This window comes from Proteus sp. STS61-E (assembly GCF_040932335.1).
GTDB lineage: Bacteria > Pseudomonadota > Gammaproteobacteria > Enterobacterales > Enterobacteriaceae > Proteus > Proteus mirabilis_B.
This window is the reverse complement of record NZ_JBFQGE010000008.1, coordinates 102,036-120,781: the sequence shown is the minus strand read 5'-3', so window position 1 is coordinate 120,781 and position 18,746 is coordinate 102,036. Positions and strand designations below refer to the sequence as shown.

Genomic DNA, 18,746 nt, shown 5'->3' with positions numbered 1-18,746 from the left:
GCTCAGTTGTTACGCATCATTCCCAAACCAGCAGATATTACGTGCGGCCATAATGAGTTCGCCTGCGCGCTCACTATTTAAACCTTCAATATCAGTTAGGTCGTCGATACCCTGTTCGGCAAGATCTTCCAGTGTGCAGATACCACGGGCAGCTAGATCAAATGCTAAAGAGCGCTCCAATCCTTCGAGAGCTAATAAGTCCTCGGCTGGTTGGTTATCGCCTAGGCTTTCTTTTTGAGCCAATTCAATCGTTGTTAATGCAGCTTTAGCTCTTTCACGTAGAGCTTCAACGGTATCTTCATCCAGTCCGTCAATAGCCAGCAATTCACTGATTGGCACATAAACTAACTCTTCAAGGGTAGAGAAACCTTCTTCAACTAAAACAGTTGCGAAGTCTTCATCAATGTCGAGATGCTTAGTAAATATTTCAATGGCTGCGTTTGCTTCTGCCTGATGTTTTGCATTCAGTTCATCAGCAGTCATGACGTTTAATTCCCACTTGTCATCACCACGATGTTTTTTCAGTAACTGTGCTGCCAGACGAACGTTTTGACCATTACGGCCGATCGCCTGTGCAAGGTTACTGCTTTCAACTGCAACATCCATTGTACATTTGTCTTCATCGACAACAATAGAAGCAACATCTGCCGGAGCCATTGCATTAATGACGAATTGTGCAGGATTATCATCCCACAGAACAATATCAATTCGCTCGCCGCCCAATTCGCTGGAAACGGCTTGTACACGCGCACCACGCATACCAACACAAGCACCCACTGGGTCAATACGCTTGTCGTTAGTTTTTACTGCGATTTTGGCACGAGAACCTGGATCACGCGCTGCAGCTTTAATTTCAATGATTTCTTCGCCAATTTCTGGTACTTCAATACGGAAAAGTTCAACCAGCATTTCAGGGCGAGAGCGTGTCACGAAAAGTTGTGCACCACGAGTTTCTGTACGCACGTCGTATAAAACACCACGTAAACGGTCACCTGGGCGGAAGTTTTCACGCGGTAACATATCTTCGCGTAAAATAACCGCTTCAGCGTTATTGCCTAAATCTAAAGTGATATTCTCACGGTTCACTTTCTTCACAACACCCGTGATAATTTCGCCTAATTGTTCGCGGAATTGATCAACAACCATTGCTCTTTCAGCTTCACGTACTTTTTGTACGATAACTTGTTTAGCGGTTTGTGTTGTAATACGGTCGAAAGTAACAGATTCAATCTGATCTTCAATATAACCACCTAGTTCGATACTAGGATCTTCATATTGAGCAGCTTCAAGTGTGATTTCACGAGTTGGTTGAGTCACTTCATCAACGGCAACCCAACGACGGAATGTATCAAAGTCACCGGTTTTACGGTCGATACAGACACGAACGTCAATTTCTTGCTCGTATTTTTTCTTAGTTGCTGTCGCTAGTGCGGTTTCCAGTGCTTCAAAAATCTTTTCACGAGGAAGAGATTTTTCGTTAGAGACCGCTTCCACAACAGCCAGAATCTCTTTGTTCATCCTAGTTGCCTCTTCAAAACTTAAAAGTGGGGTACCAGGTTAGCTTTCTGGATGTTGCTCAGTGCGAACACTTCGTCTTTACCATCCACAGTAACCGTGATCATTTCGCCAGCGACAGACTTAATAATGCCCTGCCATTTACGGCGGTTTTGCATTGCAATTCGTAATACGATAGCGGCTTCTTCGCCGATAAATTGCTCATAATGCGTTGCAGTGAATAAAGGTCGTTCTAAACCAGGAGAAGAGATCTCAAGGTTATAAACTGTTTGAATTGGATCTTCAACATCCAGCACAGCACTGACCTGGTGGCTAACATCAGCACAATCATCAACAGTGATACCGTCTTCACTATCAATATAGATGCGCAATGTTGATTCTCGGCCACGAATAAACTCAAGACCGACAAATTCAAAGCCTAATGCTTCTACTGGTGCTGAAACCATCGCTGTTAATTTTTGCTCTAATGTGGACAAACCCACCCCCAAGGCATAAAAAAAGGGCCTATAGCCCAGTATTCTATTCTCTGATAACAAAAAACCCCGAAATTCGGGGCTTTATGCAACTGGACCCTGTAACTTGCCATTCGAGAATAACCTCTTCTTACGGCACATTCCACTCAGGATCATAATCGGTTCAACAAGATGATTAATGAGAAAAGTGCTGTATTGTTAGAAGTGGTTGCGGGGGCCGGATTTGAACCGACGACCTTCGGGTTATGAGCCCGACGAGCTACCAAGCTGCTCCACCCCGCGTTCGAAAAACGTGGCAAATTTTACGCTGATAACAAGCAAAACGCAAGCTATCTGGAATAATGGTGCCGAGAACGGGACTTGAACCCGTACGCCCGTTTTATAGGCACTACCACCTCAAGGTAGCGTGTATACCAATTTCACCACCTCGGCACTTAATGAGACTGTTACTGCGTAAAAATTAACAATCTCATTTAAATCTTTACTTAGTTTACTGCGGAATATCTGTATTTGCTGGCGCTACAGGCGCTGCTAACTGCTCAGCTTTTTTAGCTTCTTCTGTAGTCTGCTCGATAGACATCCATTTGCTGTCTTCACGCACAGTTTTATTGGCACTTAGATTACCTAAAATAAGGGCAAGTACAATAAAAGCTGTCGCTAAAACAGCGGTCATACGGGTCATAAAGTTAGCTGAACCGCTTGAACCAAATACTGTACCGGAAGCACCTGCACCAAAAGAAGCGCCCATATCAGCACCTTTACCCTGCTGTAACAGGATCAGACCAACTAGCCCTGTTGCTACAATGATAAGAATAACAATGAGTGCCGTATACATTTGCGTTACCTTTTCTATGGAACTTATCGTCTTAACGATAACCTTCGATTGCTTCACCCGCTTTAGTTCAAGACCTTACTAAGCGGGTGTGAATACTAACCAAAGCTGAACTGACAAGCAAGGTTATTTTTCTCCAAAGTGATTGATTGAAGAAAAAAGCATCAATTAACCAACGTGCTTCACAGCGTCGGCAATACGATTTGCCATCGCAGTGACTTGCTCTTCATTTTCACCTTCAACCATGACACGAATTAAGGGTTCTGTTCCTGATTTACGCAGTAATACACGACCTTTACCAGCCAGTTCTTCTTCAACCGCTTTAGCGACTTTCTGAACTTCAGGTGTTTGTAGCGGATCGTGGCTACCTGTAAAACGAACATTCACTAAAATTTGTGGTAATAGTTTCATGCCACTGCATAAATCATGCAGACTCATGTGGTTACGTACCATTGCACTTAAAACTTGTAAGCCCGCAACAATACCGTCACCTGTAGTCGTTTTATCTAATAAAATAATGTGACCTGAGTTTTCAGCACCTAAGCGCCAGCCTTTCTCTTGTAATTTTTCAAGTACATAGCGGTCACCCACTTTTGCTCTTACAAAAGGAATACCCAGTTGTTTCAGTGCTATCTCTAATCCCATATTGCTCATTAGAGTACCCACTGCACCACCGCGTAATTGACCTTGGCGTAACGCTTCTCTCGCAATAATGTAGAGAATTTGGTCGCCATCAACCTTTAGACCTTGATGGTCAACCATGATGATACGGTCACCGTCACCATCAAAAGCTAGACCAACATCAGCGCCTTCTTCTAATACGCGTTTTTGCAACATACGAACATCTGTTGCGCCACACTCTTCGTTGATATTGATACCAGTAGGATCACAACCAATAGTGATCACTTCGGCACCTAATTCACGAAATACATTTGGTGCAATATGATATGTTGCGCCATGAGCACAATCGACAACGACTTTTAGACCGTTAAGATTGTTTTCATTTGGGAAAGTCCCTTTACAGAATTCAATGTAACGACCCGCAGCATCCACGATACGATTTGCACGACCAAGCTCTGCTGATTCAACACAGGTAATTGGTTTTTCCATTTCAGCTTCAATCGCTTCTTCTACTTCGTCTGGTAATTTTGTGCCATCAATAGAGAAGAATTTGATCCCGTTATCGTAATAAGGGTTATGAGAAGCTGAAATCACAATCCCGGCTTCAGCGCGGAATGTACGCGTTAAATAAGCAACAGCAGGTGTTGGCATTGGTCCTGTAAATGAAGCAGATAAACCAGCCGCAGCTAAACCAGCCTCTAATGCAGATTCCAGCATATAGCCTGAAATACGTGTATCTTTACCAATAATGATTTTACGAGAGCCATGACGTGCTAATACTTTGCCCGCAGCCCAACCTAGTTTTAATACAAAATCAGGTGTAATTGGACTATCACCTACTTTTCCACGGATACCATCTGTTCCAAAGTATTTACGTTCGCTCATTCATTATTTTCCTTTGCAGAAAGAGTCGCTTGTACGACTTTCATCGCATCAACAGTCTCTTTAACATCGTGTACACGAATAATTTGTGCGCCTTGCATCGCTGCAATGACAGCGCATGCCACGCTACCAGCAACACGCTCTTGTGGTGGTACATTCAATAGTTGTCCAACCATTGATTTGCGTGACATTCCGGCAAGTATGGGTAGACCAAAGTGATGAAGTTCACTTAAGTGTGCTAATAATTGGTAATTATGCGCTAAATTTTTACCAAAGCCGAATCCTGGATCAAGAATAATTTGATTTTTTTCGATCCCAGCATCAACACAACGTTGAATATTTTCTTGTAAAAAACGATCAACATCCATCAACACATTCTCATAATGTGGTGATTGTTGCATAGTTTTAGGGTCGCCTTGCATATGCATAATACACACTGGCAAACCTGTTTTAGCCGCCGCTTCAAGTGCTCCCGGCTCTTGTAAAGAGCGAATATCATTGATAATTGAAGCACCTGCATTTGCAGATTCAGTAATGACTTGAGCTTTGGATGTATCAACAGAGATCCAAACATCAAAACGCTGACGAATAGCCTCAACAACAGGAACAACACGCTGCAACTCTTCATCAATAGAGACATCACTTGCGCCGGGTCTGGTAGACTCACCACCAATATCGATGATAGAAGCCCCTTCAGCGATTAATTTTGCTGCGTGGTTAACCGCATCGTTAAGTGAATTATGAGTGCCACCATCTGAGAAAGAGTCTGGAGTGACATTCAAAATCCCCATAACTTGGGGTGTTGATAAATTAAGTTCTGTTCCTCTAGCCATTAATTTCATTTTATTGATACCTTCATAAAAAAACCCCAGAAGCCTGGGGTTTATATTTATAGCTTACTCAATATGCATAACCCGATAAGGATTAGTGAGTATTTTTATCAGAAGGTGTATCACTTTCTGACTCAGGCTTATCTTTTGGCTCACTCGCTACATGCGTTTGTGCTGGCTGGGCAGTAGTCGTTGTACCACTATTGCCATTATTGCCTTCCCAACCCGCAGGTGGACGAACATCACGACGATTCATTAAATCATCAATTTGAGGCGCATCGATAGTTTCATAAGTCATCAGTGCATCTTTCATTGAGTGCAGAATATCAAGGTTGTCCATTAAGATCTGACGAGCACGAACATAGTTACGATCAACGATAGCTTTAATTTCTTCGTCAATTGTACGAGCTGTTTCATCAGACATATGCTGCGCTTTAGCAACAGAACGACCTAAGAACACTTCACCTTCTTCTTCTGCATACAGTAATGGCCCTAATTTTTCAGAGAAGCCCCACTGTGTCACCATGTTACGTGCAATATTGGTTGCAACTTTGATGTCATTAGAAGCACCTGTAGAAACATGCTCTACACCATAGATAATTTCTTCAGCTAAACGACCACCGTAAAGTGTTGAAATCTGGCTCTCTAATTTCTGACGGCTTGCACTGATTTGGTCGCCTTCAGGTAAGAAGAAAGTCACACCTAATGCACGTCCACGAGGAATAATCGTCACTTTATGCACAGGATCATGTTCAGGTACTAAACGGCCAATAATTGCGTGACCAGCTTCATGATAAGCGGTTGATGCTTTTTGTTCTTCAGTCATCACCATTGAACGGCGCTCTGCGCCCATCATTATCTTATCTTTCGCTTTCTCAAATTCGACCATTGAGACAACACGTTTATTACCACGTGCAGCGAATAAAGCCGCTTCGTTAACTAAGTTAGCTAAATCAGCACCAGAGAAGCCTGGTGTACCACGCGCTAAAATCGCGGGATCAACATCTGGTGATAAAGGTACACGACGCATATGGACTTTAAGAATTTGCTCACGTCCACGTACATCAGGTAAACCAACAACCACTTGACGGTCAAAACGACCTGGACGAAGTAATGCTGGGTCTAATACGTCAGGGCGGTTAGTCGCCGCGATAACGATAATACCTTCATTACCTTCGAAACCATCCATCTCAACTAGCATTTGGTTCAGTGTTTGTTCACGTTCATCATGACCACCACCTAAACCTGCACCACGTTGACGACCGACCGCATCGATTTCATCGATAAAGATGATACAAGGTGCTGCTTTTTTAGCTTGTTCAAACATATCACGAACACGAGAAGCACCCACACCCACGAACATTTCAACGAAATCAGAACCTGAAATGGTAAAGAATGGGACTTTAGCTTCACCCGCGATGGCTTTTGCTAATAATGTTTTACCTGTACCTGGAGGTCCTACCATCAGAATACCTTTAGGGATTTTACCCCCTAATTTCTGGAAACGACCTGGGTCACGTAAATACTCAACTAATTCGCTTACTTCTTCTTTCGCTTCATCACAACCCGCGACATCAGCGAAGGTTGTTTTGATTTGGTCTTCTGTCAACATGCGTGCCTTGCTTTTACCGAAAGACATCGCACCTTTACCGCCACCACCTTGCATTTGGCGCATAAAGAAAATCCAAAGACCAATCAGTAATAGCATTGGGAACCAAGACACAAAAATTTGAGTCAGAAGACTTTGGCCTTCAAGTGGTTCGCCCGTTACTTTTACATTACGGTTCATTAAAGTGGTCAGCAGGTTGTCATCACGCATAGGCATATACGTGCTGTACTTTGAGTTATCTGTTTTAGTTACATTAATATCATAACCACTTATGCTGACCTCGCGTAATTGGTTATTAGTTAACTCATTGATAAAGGTAGAGTAATCCACCTTACGACTATTCGAATCGCTGGGTCCGAAGCTCTGGAATAATGACATCAAAACGACTGCAATAACTAGCCAGAGGATCAGGTTTTTCGCCATGTCACTCAAGGGATTAACCTCATATTACAACTGTGTTAACAAATAGCTTTAGGGTACTAAAGTTTACGCCCTGTGGCTACAATATATACCTCACGAGAACGAGACCGCGAAGCGTCTGGTTTACGAACTTTCACTTTCGTAAACAGGGAGCGTATTTGCCCCAGGTATTCATCAAAGCCTTCTCCCTGAAACACTTTGACAATAAAACTTCCCCCGGGAGCCAGTACATCACGACACATATCAAGCGCTAACTCTACTAAATACATGGATCGAGGGATATCGACCGCGGGTGTACCGCTCATGTTTGGAGCCATGTCAGACATGACAACCTGGACTTTGTTTTCACCTACTCTATCAAGCAATGCCTTCAACACAAGTTCATCACGAAAATCGCCTTGAAGGAAATCGACTCCGACTATAGGATCCATAGGTAAAAGGTCACATGCGATGATTCGACCTTTACTTCCTAACTGCTGTACAACGTATTGAGACCACCCACCAGGGGCTGCTCCTAAATCGACAACGGTCATACCTGGTTTAAAGATATTGTCACTTTGCTGAATTTCTTCCAGTTTAAACCAAGCACGAGAGCGAAACCCTTTTTTCTGTGCTTGCTGAACATATTTATCACTAAAATGTTCTTGTAACCAGCGGCTAGAGCTTGCCGAACGTTTCTTATTGGCCATTGCGTTTTCCAACTATCATACACTTAGCTATCAAAATTTTTACTCTTTCACTCATTTAACCCCGTATTAACGACATTTTATGGTGATAAGTGAGAGATGGCGTTAGAATAGATCGTTTTCAATCCCAACAAAGCAAAAATTAATGATGACTCTTAACAAAAAACAAATTCAACACCTGAAAGGGCTCGCTCATCACCTGAATCCAGTCGTTATGATTGGTAACAACGGGTTGACTGAAGGCGTTCTTGCAGAAATTGAACTCGCTCTGGCGCACCATGAGCTTATCAAAGTCAAAATCGCAGGCGAAGATCGAGATGTTAAAAACTTGATCGTGGCAGCGATTGTACGCGAAAGCGGTGCACAGAATGTACAAGTTATCGGAAAAATTCTTGTTCTTTATCGTCCTTCAGAAGCACGTAAGATTATTTTACCGAAATAAAACTTGTATCTTTATATAAAAATGCCATAACTAACTCTATGGCAAAAAAGGCCTTTTAAGGCCTTTTTTATATTACCACAGGATAGCAGTCTAGTTTTCTATAGAAACGTAAAATTATAAATTAAATATATTCTACGTTTAAAACTTCGTACTCGACTTGTCCGCCCGGTGTTGTGATAACAACGACATCATCTAACTCTTTACCAATCAATCCACGCGCAATCGGTGAGTTAACAGAAATTAAGTTTTCTTTAATGTTCGCTTCATCATCACCAACAATGCGGTAAGTTTGCTCTTCTTCAGTTTCAACATTTAACAATGTCACTGTTGAACCAAAAATAATACGGCCATTGTTATTCATCTTTGTAATATCAATGACTTGAGCATTTGATAATTTTGCTTCAATTTCTTGTATACGACCTTCACAGAAACCTTGTTGCTCTCTTGCAGCATGATATTCCGCGTTTTCTTTTAAGTCTCCGTGTTCACGAGCTTCAGCGATAGCGGCAATAATCTCGGGACGACGAACACCTTTTAAATATTCCAGCTCTTCGCGTAATTTTTCTGCACCTAGAACTGTCATAGGGATCTGATTCATGTGTTAATACCTCAATACTATTCCTAATAAAAAATAGGTATCATCCTGATTTTTTATACTAACAACACAGAGAAAAGGATCTATTTACTCTTCTCAAGACAAAAAAAGACACAGGCAGCCTTAAATTGGGCCTGTCTCTACGGATATTCGGTGAATGAGGGGACACTATTATATTCCCAACTCATGCTGTTGGGACGAAAACTAACCCTTCCAGACTTAAAACTAAATCTAACACAACAGACGCATTGCTTCACGCCTTATCTCTCTTTATAAAGAGATAAACAGACTTTTTCCGATAATGAGCTAATCCTGCTTGTTACCGTTTACTTTTGCCCTCATTGCCCTTTAGTATTAGCCTCTGGCAATCAATACTGTAACGTTACACGCTATAGTCACGGATAGAGAAATTATGCGCTTACTATCAACATTTCGACGGATACTCTACACATTAAGTATCATCAGTTTTTCAACCCAAGCAATACCTGTTGAAAACTACACATCCCTTCTTCCCGAAGGAACTCAAGTAGGTTTAATAACTCAACCCGTTGGCGCTGCTTCTCCTAATCTTAATTATCATGCCGATCAATTAGCACTTCCAGCAAGTACTCAAAAAGTGGTGACTGCACTCGCGGCATTACTTCAATTAGGTGGAAACTATCAATTCACCACAACAATGGAAACAGAAGGTAAGATAAAAGACAATCAGCTTATGGGTGATTTGATCTTTCGTTTTACAGGCGATCCTACATTAACCCGCCAACAATTAAGAGCAATGGTTGCCGTATTAAAACAATCAGGTGTTACAAAAGTGCACGGCGATTTGCTTATTGATACTTCTGCTTTTTCAAGCCATGACAAAGCACCCGGTTGGGTTTGGAATGATCTAACTCAATGCTTTAGCGCCCCTCCTAGTGCCGCAATTGTTGATAAGAACTGTTTTTCTGTTTTACTGCAAAGTGGCAGCAAAGAAGGTGATATTGCCACAATACGTAAAGCTTCTTTCTATCCTGTAACCGTTTTAAGTGAAGTTGAAACTTATGAGAAAGGATCAACTCGTACCCGTTTTTGTGAATTAGATGTCACTGTTCGTGACTTAAATACCTATGTAATAACAGGTTGTATTCCTAAACGTGACGATGCAGTCCCTTTAATGTTCTCTATTCAAGATGGTGCTCACTGGGCAGGCACCATTTTAAAAGAAGAGTTACAACGCGCTAATATTGAGCTTGATGGATATATCAAACGCCGCTCTCAACTAAAAGCGCCAGTGACTGTACTGGCACAGACACAATCAAAACCGTTGCATAACTTACTGACTACCATGCTAAAAGAGTCTGACAATATGATTGCAGACACCGTATTTAGAACTATTGGTCGTGAGTATTATGGCGTTGCGGGGACTTGGCGCTCTGGCGCAGAAGCAACCCGTGCTATTTTAAAACAAAAAGCCGGCATTGATTTAGGAAATACCGTTATGGTTGATGGCTCAGGTCTTTCTCGTCATAACCTCATTTCACCTGCAACCATGATGCAAATCCTTCAATATATTGGACAACATGAAAGTGAATTAAACTTTATTACCATGCTTCCTCTTGCAGGACATGACGGTACATTGCAGTATCGAGGCGGCTTTCATGAAGCAGGTGTTGATGGCAAAGTTTCTGCCAAAACCGGTTCATTAAAAGGGGTTTATAATCTTGCGGGCTTTATGACCACGGCAAACGGACAAAAAGTGGCGTTTGTACAGTACGTTTCCGCATATTCACCCCCTACACAGAATCGCAATGCTGGACGCGCTTATTTAGTGCGTTTTGAAACAAATCTGTATAAAGATATATATAACAACCGCTAGATTCATACTAGATAATTACAAGTAGTAATAGATATGAAAAACGCCTGATTAATCAGGCGTTTTTTTTATTTTTTCATGATAAGAATGATAATTAACGTTGGTAGATAAACTCTATCCCATCATCATCTTCTTCATCCCAATCATCATCGTCATCTTCTTCGAAATCAGGGTTTTCAAGCTGTTCTTTGTGGTAATCATCCCACATAAAGTCAACTTTTCCTGGCTCTGCTTTTGTTGCAACAATATCTTGCTCACGCGGAGTAACATTCAGGAATTCCATGATATTCCAACAAAGTTTTTTCACACCTTCTTGGTTGATGGCCGCTATCATGTAATAGTTTTCATCCCAACCCAGCGCTTCAACAATTGCTTTTGCCTTCTCTTTTGCTTCTTCAGCATCGAGAAGATCAACTTTGTTAAACACTAACCAGCGTGGTTTTTGTGCTAATTTTTCGCTGTATTTCTCTAGTTCAGAGATAATGATTTTTGCATTTTCCACAGGGTCCGATCCATCAATAGGATCAATATCGATCAAGTGTAATAACACACGGCAGCGTTCTAAGTGTTTTAAGAATTGGATCCCAAGACCTGCACCATCAGCAGCGCCTTCGATTAATCCGGGAATATCTGCAACCACAAAGCTTTGGTGATTATCCATACGCACCACGCCTAAGCTTGGTACTAACGTTGTAAATGGATAATCAGCAACTTTAGGTTTTGCTGCTGATACTGCACGAATAAATGTGGATTTACCCGCATTTGGCATACCAAGCATACCCACATCAGCTAATAACATTAGCTCTAATAGGACTTCGCGAGATTCACCCGGCGTTCCCATTGTACGTTGACGTGGAGCACGGTTAACCGATGATTTAAAGCGAGTATTACCTAAACCGTGGAAGCCACCTTTAGCAACCATTTGCTTTTGGCCGTGAGCAGTTAAGTCAGCAATGACTTCATTTGTTGCTAAATCACGGACACGTGTTCCGACAGGAACACTAATAGTAATATCTTGACCACGCTTACCAGTACAGTCACGGCTGTGGCCATTTTCACCACGTTCTGCGCGATAAGATTTTGTAAAACGGTAATCAATTAAGGTGTTAAGGTTTTCGTCTGCAATCATGTAGACATCACCACCATCACCACCATCACCACCGTCTGGTCCCCCGTTAGGGATATATTTTTCGCGACGAAAGCTTACACAGCCGTTACCACCATCGCCCGCGACGATTAGGATCTTGGCCTCATCAACAAATTTCATGATTTTACTCCGTATAGTAGCCATTAACGTGCTGGATGGCCGAAATTACCCAGAGATGGCCTTTTTTAAATATAAAAAGCCCCGCAACATATTTGCAGGGCTTTTGACTCGGTGCTTAAAGGACCAGTAATTATTCAGCTTCGATGCTGATAAATTTACGGTTGTTTGGACCTTTAACTTCGAACTTAATTTTTCCGTCAGCTAATGCAAACAGGGTGTGGTCACGACCACAACCAACGTTAGTACCTGCATGGAACTTAGTACCACGTTGACGAACGATGATGCTACCTGCTAATACAGCTTCACCACCGAAACGTTTAACACCCAGACGTTTTGCTTCGGAATCACGACCGTTACGAGTCGAGCCGCCAGCCTTTTTATGTGCCATTGAACTACTCTCCTAAACCTTAAGCGATACCAGTGATTTTAACATCAGTAAACCACTGACGGTGGCCCTGTTGTTTACGGCTGTGTTTACGACGACGGAACTTAACAATCTTAACTTTATCGCCGCGACCGTGAGCAACCACTTCCGCTTTAACTTTAACGCCCGCAAGGATTGGAGCGCCAATTTGAATGTCATCGCCATTAGCGACCATCATTACAGTATCAAACTCGATTGTTTCGCCAGTAGCTACTTCCAGCTTCTCTAAACGAATAGTTTGACCTTCGCTGACTCGGTGTTGTTTACCACCACTTTGGAAAACCGCGTACATATAAACTCCGCTTTCCGCACACTCCCAATATGTATAATTTGAGTGCACAATTAAAATATTCACATAGGGCGCGAATTCTACGCAAATTTAGTGCCGATGACAAGTACAGATCGCAAACTAGCGTTAAAAAAAAGAGTTTTTTACACGATATTTATTTCAGCCATTTTTAAAGTACAATCTAAATTATAAGAGAGTAAAATCTATGGCATGATCATTTTTTATTAATAATAACGCGCTCATTGGCGAGCCAAAGTCGAAAAAACATGAATTTAGAATCTATTATAAAACTAACATCCGCTGATATGACTGCGGTAAATGAGGCAATCCTTTACCAGCTTAATTCAGATGTTTCTTTGATAAACCAACTTGGTTACTACATCATTAGTGGTGGTGGTAAAAGGATCCGACCAATGATCGCAGTGCTCACTGGACGAGCATTGGACTATCAAGGTGACAAACATATCTCGGTCGCAGCGCTTATCGAATTTATTCATACTGCAACGTTGTTACATGATGATGTTGTTGATGAATCTGATATGCGCAGAGGAAAACAAACGGCAAATGCTGTCTTTGGAAATGCTGCCAGTGTACTTGTTGGCGACTTTATTTATACACGATCCTTTCAGATGATGACGGATCTTGATTCGATGCGTGTATTAAAATTAATGTCTAGCGCCACCAATGTGATCGCTGAAGGTGAAGTTTTACAATTAATGAATTGTAACGATCCTGACATTTCTGAAGATGACTATATGCAAGTTATCTACAGCAAAACAGCTCGTCTGTTTGAAGCGGCTTCTCATGCGTCAGCCATTCTTTCTGGTGCGACGCCTGAGCAAGAAAAAGCATTCCAAGATTATGGTCGTTATCTTGGGACTGCTTTCCAGCTCATTGACGATTTGCTTGATTATGATGCAGATAACAACCAGTTGGGTAAAAACACTGGTGATGATCTTGATGAAGGTAAACCAACGTTGCCATTACTTCATGCTATGCATAATGGCAATGAAGAAGAATCCCAATTAATTCGCCAAGCCATTGAACAAGGTAATGGTCGCCATTTATTGGATACTGTTTTAAATACTATGAAACAGTGTGGCTCTTTGGAATATACCCGCCAAAAAGCAGAAGAAGAAGCAGACAAAGCGATTGAAGCTTTATCAATTATACCTGACTCACCGTATAAAGATGCGCTTATTGGGCTTGCTCACGTCGCTGTACAACGTCAATCATAACTTTGATGTATAAATCCTCTTAGTTATGTAAAGAAGCCCGCCAGAGCGACTACGTCGATTCTGGTGGGCTTTTTAATTTATTGAGCACTTCTTCGTTTTCTCGTTCAATAGCATCTTGATTATCCGCATCAATATAGCTAATGAGCTTTGCCAGCCCTTCGCGAAGCACGAATTTCACAATCTTTTCTCGTTCTGATTTGGTCAGTTGATAATAAGCTTCAACCCAAATTAAAAAGGCATCCTGACGTTTTGATAAATACTCAGCCGGAGGTTCATGTGCAGCGAGCACACCAATCACCTCATCAGGTAGACTTTTTATGGAATACTCGACAGCTTTTCCCTGCACGCCACGTTTACGACGGTTTTCCCATCCTTCACGACGCGCCATCAAGTTAACTCCCTGCGGTGAGTTAGGTAACCCCGCAAGCCCCACTAATTCTTTCGCTGTATACCATTCTTTTTTCATGATCTCATCTCACATTCAACTAAGAGGTTAGTCAGATAGATATCTGTTGCGGATAACGCAATAATAGATTCTTTAAAATCGCTTAATCATTGACGACTTTTTCTAAAAAACTTCTAATACCATCCCGCAATATCAGCTCTGTTAATGTTTTTTGTTCACCATCATTTAGTTGTTGGAATGCTTTCACCCAGATAACGAGTGGCTCCTCTTTTTTATTTAATTTGTAATGTGCTAATGGCTCATAAAGTTCTAGAGCAATTAAAGTTTTTTCTGGTAAACAAGAATAATGATATTCAACACCATTACCTTGCTTATTTTTTACATTCTGTTTTTGCCAAGACTCGCGTCTCGCTTTTGAATTTACACCTTGTGGTGATTTAGGTAATCCACCTATACCCGTCAATTCCTTTGCCGTATACCACTCTTTTTTCATTATGTTTCTCTAAAATTGTTATCAACTTCAAAAAAGAAATTATTAAGAAAAAAATCAGAAATCTTTTTAGAAAAATAATGTTATTTTATTTTCTAAATAATCAGTTTAAATGCTTTAGGACATTTCTAATAAACTGTTATTTATACCACTAACACAGCAATCAATTTTATAGAAAAAGGATTAAAAATGATTTCAAGGAAATCTGATTGGCATCCTGCCGATATTATTGCCGCACTTAGAAAACGAGGAACAACACTTGCTGCCATCTCTCGCCAAGCAGGGTTAAGCTCTTCAACACTCGCTAATGCGCTGTCTCGCCCTTGGCCTAAAGGAGAGAAAATCATTGCTGATTATCTTGGTGTAGCTCCTAGTGAAATTTGGCCTAGTCGTTATTTTCATCCTGAAACAGGAGAATTACTTGAACGAAAGATTCGTACCAAAACTAATAATTAACTAATAATTACAGACATTATAATTAATAAAAAAAACCGCTGATATAGTATCAGCGGTTTTTATTTAAATTTGCATTATTTTTATAGCAAAAAAAGTATTTCTTTATTTATTAATAAATTCTTCACCAAGAATTATATCTTTTTTCAATACATCTAACATGCCATTAAGAGATTGCTTTTCAAAATCACTTAATTTACCGATAGATAAATATTCCTCTACACCGTTTTTACCTAAAAGAATAGGTTGTGCAAAGAAACGGGCATATTCTCCGTCGCCTTCAGTATAAGTGCATTCAATAACATTTTTCTCGCCATTTAGAGCGCGAATTAATGAAAGACCAAAACGAGCGGCTGCTTGACCCATAGATAATGTCGCTGATCCACCACCTGCTTTTGCTTCAACAACCTCAGTACCTGCGTTTTGAATACGTTTAGTCAGTGCAGCAACTTCGTCATCAGTAAATGAAACGCCATCGACTTGAGATAATAAAGGAAGAATAGTCACACCAGAATGTCCACCGATCACAGGAACATTGGTTTTTTGTGGATCTTTACCTTTTAGTTCTGCAACAAAGGTATTCGCGCGAATAATATCGAGAGTGGTGATACCGAAAAGACGTTTTTTATCGTAAACGCCTGCTTTCTTAAGCACTTCTGCTGCAATAGCAACAGTTGTATTCACTGGGTTAGTAATGATACCGATAAGTGCTTTCGGGCAATTTTGTGCAACCTTTTCAATTAAGTTACGCACGATACCTGCGTTAACATTGAAAAGATCTGAACGATCCATGCCTGGTTTACGAGCAACGCCCGCAGAAATCAGAACAACATCAGCGCCTTTTAGCGCAGGAGAAGGATCTTCACCCGCAAAACCTTTTACAGTAACTTGAGTCGGGATATGGCTTAAGTCAGCTGCGACACCCGGTGTGACGGGAGCGATATCATATAAAGAGAGTTCACTACCAGCTGGAAGCTGATTTTTAAGAAGAAGTGCCAGTGCCTGACCAATACCACCTGCTGCACCGAGAACTGCTACTTTCATTCTGATACTCCTTAGTTTACGAGATAGTGGAACGCCTTCGAGATACTCACTATTACGCAATTCACCTTTTAAAAAACAATTATTTAACAGCAATATTGCATAATAAGGCATTTTCAGTGAAAAATAATACTTTGGTTATTCTAAACAAATTGCTTATCTGTTAATGAGATAGTGGACACCCTTTTGATAAATAATTTCAATAAATATGGCAAAGTGTTAAGTACACCATCATCCTTATGATAATCATTTAAGCTTATCATTTATTTAACAAATATTTTACTTTCTTTAAATTATCACATTTGCACGCTGTAAATAAATTTTTTTTGCAGTACATTCTACTTTACAATTTTGAGGAGGCTATCACTCGCCTTTCTTCGTCTTATGTTGCATAAAAATTCACTTCTCTGCATAATACACGGGTTATTGATAACTCACTAAAGGTGAACTATGCGCGTTCCTTCTAAGCAAGAAGACTTGGTTAAAGCGTTTAAAGCCCTGCTGAAAGAAGAAAAATTCAGTTCACAAGGCGAGATTGTGACTGCATTACAAGAGGCTGGATTTGATAATATTAATCAGTCCAAAATCTCTCGTATGCTAACAAAATTTGGTGCGGTAAGAACCCGTAACGCCAAAATGGAAATGGTCTATTGCCTTCCTACTGAGCTTGGCGTACCAACAGCAAGCAGCCCATTAAAAAATCTGGTACTCGATATCGATCATAACCATTCTGTTGTGGTGATAAGAACAAGTCCGGGTGCGGCACAACTTATTGCACGTTTATTAGACTCATTAGGCAAAGCAGAAGGTATCCTTGGTAGTATTGCGGGTGATGACACTATTTTTTCAACACCGGCTCCGGGATTTTCTACAGAAGAATTACGAGATGCTATTCTGAATCTTTTTGATCAAGAATTATAATTAGCCTTTCTACAGCTTCAAAAAATAAGCCACTGAGTTTTCAGTGGCTTATTTATTTTTAATATTGGCTATCAGGATCTTTAGGTTGCGCTAATTTTGCGAGCAGTTTTTCATGAATACCACCAAAACCGCCATTACTCATAATCAAAATATGATCGCCCGCTTGAGCTTCTTTCGCAATCATATCGACTAATGTATCCAGATCTGTACTCCAGCGAGCAGGTTGTACACAATGCTCTGCAATATCACTCACTAACCATTGAATACTAGGTGGCTGGAATAAAAAGACTTCATCAGCACGACCCAATGCAGGCGCGATATCATCCTTACTAATTCCCATTTTCATGGTATTTGAACGAGGCTCTAGCACAGCAATAATACGAGCCGTTCCACCGACTTTACTGCGTAACGCTTCAAGCGTTGCTAAAATCGCTGTGGGATGATGTGCAAAGTCATCATAAACACTGACTTGATTAACCTCACCACGTAACTCTAAGCGACGACGAGCATTAATAAACTTATCTAATGCTTCACAAGCATCCGCAGGTAAAACACCAACGTGGTGCGCTGCAACAATCGCCATTAAGCCATTTTGCATGTTGTGTTCACCAGAAAGTCCCCAACACACCTCTCCGACTCGCTCACCTTTGTGGAATACCTCAAAATGGCTACTGTCATTACTGAGTTTTTTGGCTTGCCAATCTCCAGTTTCACCTGTGAATTCTTGTTCACTCCAACATCCCATTCCAATGGTCTGTTTTAAATTCATATCGTTATCAGGCATGATGATTTTTCCGGTGCCTGGGACGATACGAACTAAATGATGGAATTGTTTTTGAATTGCCGCTAAATCATCAAAAATATCGGCGTGATCAAATTCAAGATTATTTAAAATCAGTGTGCGTGGAGAGTAATGAACAAATTTAGAGCGCTTATCAAAGAAAGCACTATCATATTCATCTGCTTCAATTACAAAGAAAGGGCTTTCGCCTAACTGTGCGGATACTTGGAAGTTACCCGGTACACCGCCAATTAAAAATCCCGGTTTATAACCACAGTCTTCTAAAACCCAAGCCAGCATACCCGCTGTTGTTGTTTTACCATGAGTTCCAGCAACGGCTAACACCCAACGTTCAGGTAAAATATAATCATGTAGCCACTGAGGGCCTGAGGTATAAGGCAAACCTTTTTCAAGCACTGCTTCAACACAAGGATTTCCTCGTGTCATCGCATTACCAATAATCACCATGTCAGGGGCAGGTTCTAATTGTTTTGGGTCATATCCCTCAATCAGTTCAATTCCCTGATTTTCTAATAAAGTACTCATGGGTGGATAGACATTAGCGTCCGAGCCTGTGACTTTATGTCCCTTTGCTCTAGCGAGAATGGCAAGACTTCCCATAAAGGTGCCACAAATACCAAGAATATGAATGTGCATGAATTTCTGTCCAATAGCATGA

20 protein-coding genes and 2 tRNA genes are annotated in these 18,746 nt (G+C 41.1%); 5 read left to right on the top strand and 17 right to left on the bottom strand.

Annotated features, from left to right (window positions below):
* Nucleotides 1-9 precede the first annotated feature (9 nt).
* The 9 genes from nusA to rlmE all read right to left on the bottom strand — a co-directional run bounded on the left by nusA (nt 10) and on the right by rlmE (nt 7,871).
* Nucleotides 10-1,518, bottom strand: a complete 1,509-nt coding sequence (gene nusA / locus AB4J89_RS16985) for a transcription termination factor NusA (RefSeq protein WP_006535691.1) — start codon at nt 1,516-1,518, stop codon at nt 10-12.
* 20 nt (nt 1,519-1,538) lie between these two features.
* Complete coding sequence (gene rimP, locus AB4J89_RS16980) at nt 1,539-1,991, bottom strand: ribosome maturation factor RimP (RefSeq protein WP_036914691.1); 453 nt, start codon at nt 1,989-1,991, stop codon at nt 1,539-1,541.
* A gap of 202 nt (nt 1,992-2,193) precedes the next feature.
* A tRNA-Met gene (locus AB4J89_RS16975) sits at nt 2,194-2,270 on the bottom strand.
* A 60-nt stretch (nt 2,271-2,330) separates the two neighbouring features.
* A tRNA-Leu gene (locus tag AB4J89_RS16970) sits at nt 2,331-2,420 on the bottom strand.
* A gap of 58 nt (nt 2,421-2,478) precedes the next feature.
* Nucleotides 2,479-2,823, bottom strand: coding sequence for a preprotein translocase subunit SecG (gene secG, locus AB4J89_RS16965; protein ID WP_036914692.1), 345 nt, complete (start codon nt 2,821-2,823; stop codon nt 2,479-2,481).
* Nucleotides 2,824-2,988: 165 nt separating this feature from the next.
* The gene (glmM, locus tag AB4J89_RS16960) at nt 2,989-4,326 is read right to left on the bottom strand and encodes a phosphoglucosamine mutase (protein WP_088493982.1); all 1,338 of its coding nucleotides are present in this window, start codon (nt 4,324-4,326) and stop codon (nt 2,989-2,991) included.
* A complete protein-coding gene (gene folP, locus AB4J89_RS16955; protein ID WP_088493983.1) occupies nt 4,323-5,165 on the bottom strand; it encodes a dihydropteroate synthase in 843 nt (280 codons plus the stop codon). Before folP ends, glmM begins: the two co-directional genes overlap by 4 nt.
* Nucleotides 5,166-5,247: 82 nt before the next feature.
* Nucleotides 5,248-7,194 carry an ATP-dependent zinc metalloprotease FtsH gene (gene ftsH, locus AB4J89_RS16950; RefSeq protein ID WP_075673624.1) on the bottom strand — a complete coding sequence of 649 codons (1,947 nt, stop codon included), beginning with the start codon at nt 7,192-7,194 and terminating at the stop codon, nt 5,248-5,250.
* Nucleotides 7,195-7,241: 47 nt separating this feature from the next.
* Nucleotides 7,242-7,871 carry a 23S rRNA (uridine(2552)-2'-O)-methyltransferase RlmE gene (gene rlmE / locus AB4J89_RS16945; RefSeq protein ID WP_023583577.1) on the bottom strand — a complete coding sequence of 210 codons (630 nt, stop codon included), beginning with the start codon at nt 7,869-7,871 and terminating at the stop codon, nt 7,242-7,244.
* Nucleotides 7,872-8,016: 145 nt separating this feature from the next.
* Here rlmE and yhbY point away from each other — a divergent pair, with 145 nt between their 5' ends.
* A complete protein-coding gene (yhbY, locus tag AB4J89_RS16940; RefSeq protein ID WP_036914752.1) occupies nt 8,017-8,310 on the top strand; it encodes a ribosome assembly RNA-binding protein YhbY in 294 nt (97 codons plus the stop codon).
* 121 nt (nt 8,311-8,431) lie between these two features.
* On the opposite strand, the gene greA is transcribed toward yhbY, so the two are convergent.
* On the bottom strand, nt 8,432-8,908 hold the full coding sequence (gene greA, locus AB4J89_RS16935; protein WP_088493984.1) for a transcription elongation factor GreA: 477 nt from the start codon (nt 8,906-8,908) through the stop codon (nt 8,432-8,434).
* 409 nt (nt 8,909-9,317) lie between these two features.
* Here greA and dacB point away from each other — a divergent pair, with 409 nt between their 5' ends.
* A complete protein-coding gene (dacB, locus tag AB4J89_RS16930) occupies nt 9,318-10,760 on the top strand; it encodes a serine-type D-Ala-D-Ala carboxypeptidase (RefSeq protein ID WP_088493985.1) in 1,443 nt (480 codons plus the stop codon).
* A 91-nt stretch (nt 10,761-10,851) separates the two neighbouring features.
* Here the strand turns inward: dacB and cgtA are convergent, their stop codons facing one another.
* From cgtA to rplU, 3 genes are all read right to left on the bottom strand, one after another.
* A complete protein-coding gene (gene cgtA, locus AB4J89_RS16925) occupies nt 10,852-12,024 on the bottom strand; it encodes an Obg family GTPase CgtA (protein ID WP_036914694.1) in 1,173 nt (390 codons plus the stop codon).
* 130 nt (nt 12,025-12,154) lie between these two features.
* Nucleotides 12,155-12,412: a 50S ribosomal protein L27 gene (gene rpmA, locus AB4J89_RS16920; RefSeq protein WP_006535706.1), complete on the bottom strand. Its 258-nt coding sequence runs from the start codon at nt 12,410-12,412 to the stop codon at nt 12,155-12,157.
* Nucleotides 12,413-12,431: 19 nt separating this feature from the next.
* Complete coding sequence (rplU, locus tag AB4J89_RS16915; RefSeq protein WP_006535707.1) at nt 12,432-12,740, bottom strand: 50S ribosomal protein L21; 309 nt, start codon at nt 12,738-12,740, stop codon at nt 12,432-12,434.
* A 263-nt stretch (nt 12,741-13,003) separates the two neighbouring features.
* Between rplU and ispB the strand changes: the two genes are divergently transcribed.
* Complete coding sequence (gene ispB, locus AB4J89_RS16910; protein ID WP_088493986.1) at nt 13,004-13,975, top strand: octaprenyl diphosphate synthase; 972 nt, start codon at nt 13,004-13,006, stop codon at nt 13,973-13,975.
* A gap of 49 nt (nt 13,976-14,024) precedes the next feature.
* Here ispB and AB4J89_RS16905 read toward each other — a convergent pair whose 3' ends face one another.
* A complete protein-coding gene (locus AB4J89_RS16905; protein WP_088493987.1) occupies nt 14,025-14,441 on the bottom strand; it encodes a DNA-binding protein in 417 nt (138 codons plus the stop codon).
* Nucleotides 14,442-14,523: 82 nt separating this feature from the next.
* Nucleotides 14,524-14,874 carry a DNA-binding protein gene (locus tag AB4J89_RS16900; RefSeq protein ID WP_075672812.1) on the bottom strand — a complete coding sequence of 117 codons (351 nt, stop codon included), beginning with the start codon at nt 14,872-14,874 and terminating at the stop codon, nt 14,524-14,526.
* Nucleotides 14,875-15,060: 186 nt separating this feature from the next.
* Between AB4J89_RS16900 and AB4J89_RS16895 the strand changes: the two genes are divergently transcribed.
* Entirely contained in the window at nt 15,061-15,327 is a 267-nt protein-coding gene (locus AB4J89_RS16895; protein ID WP_075672811.1) for a helix-turn-helix transcriptional regulator, read from the top strand.
* A gap of 102 nt (nt 15,328-15,429) precedes the next feature.
* On the opposite strand, the gene mdh is transcribed toward AB4J89_RS16895, so the two are convergent.
* Nucleotides 15,430-16,368, bottom strand: a complete 939-nt coding sequence (gene mdh / locus AB4J89_RS16890; protein WP_088493988.1) for a malate dehydrogenase — start codon at nt 16,366-16,368, stop codon at nt 15,430-15,432.
* Between the two features lie 447 nt (nt 16,369-16,815).
* On the opposite strand from mdh, the gene argR reads away from it, so the two are divergent.
* Nucleotides 16,816-17,286 carry a transcriptional regulator ArgR gene (gene argR, locus AB4J89_RS16885; RefSeq protein WP_006535714.1) on the top strand — a complete coding sequence of 157 codons (471 nt, stop codon included), beginning with the start codon at nt 16,816-16,818 and terminating at the stop codon, nt 17,284-17,286.
* Nucleotides 17,287-17,344: 58 nt separating this feature from the next.
* Here the strand turns inward: argR and mpl are convergent, their stop codons facing one another.
* Entirely contained in the window at nt 17,345-18,724 is a 1,380-nt protein-coding gene (gene mpl, locus AB4J89_RS16880) for a UDP-N-acetylmuramate:L-alanyl-gamma-D-glutamyl-meso-diaminopimelate ligase (protein WP_311755577.1), read from the bottom strand.
* Between the last annotated feature and the right edge of the window lie 22 nt (nt 18,725-18,746).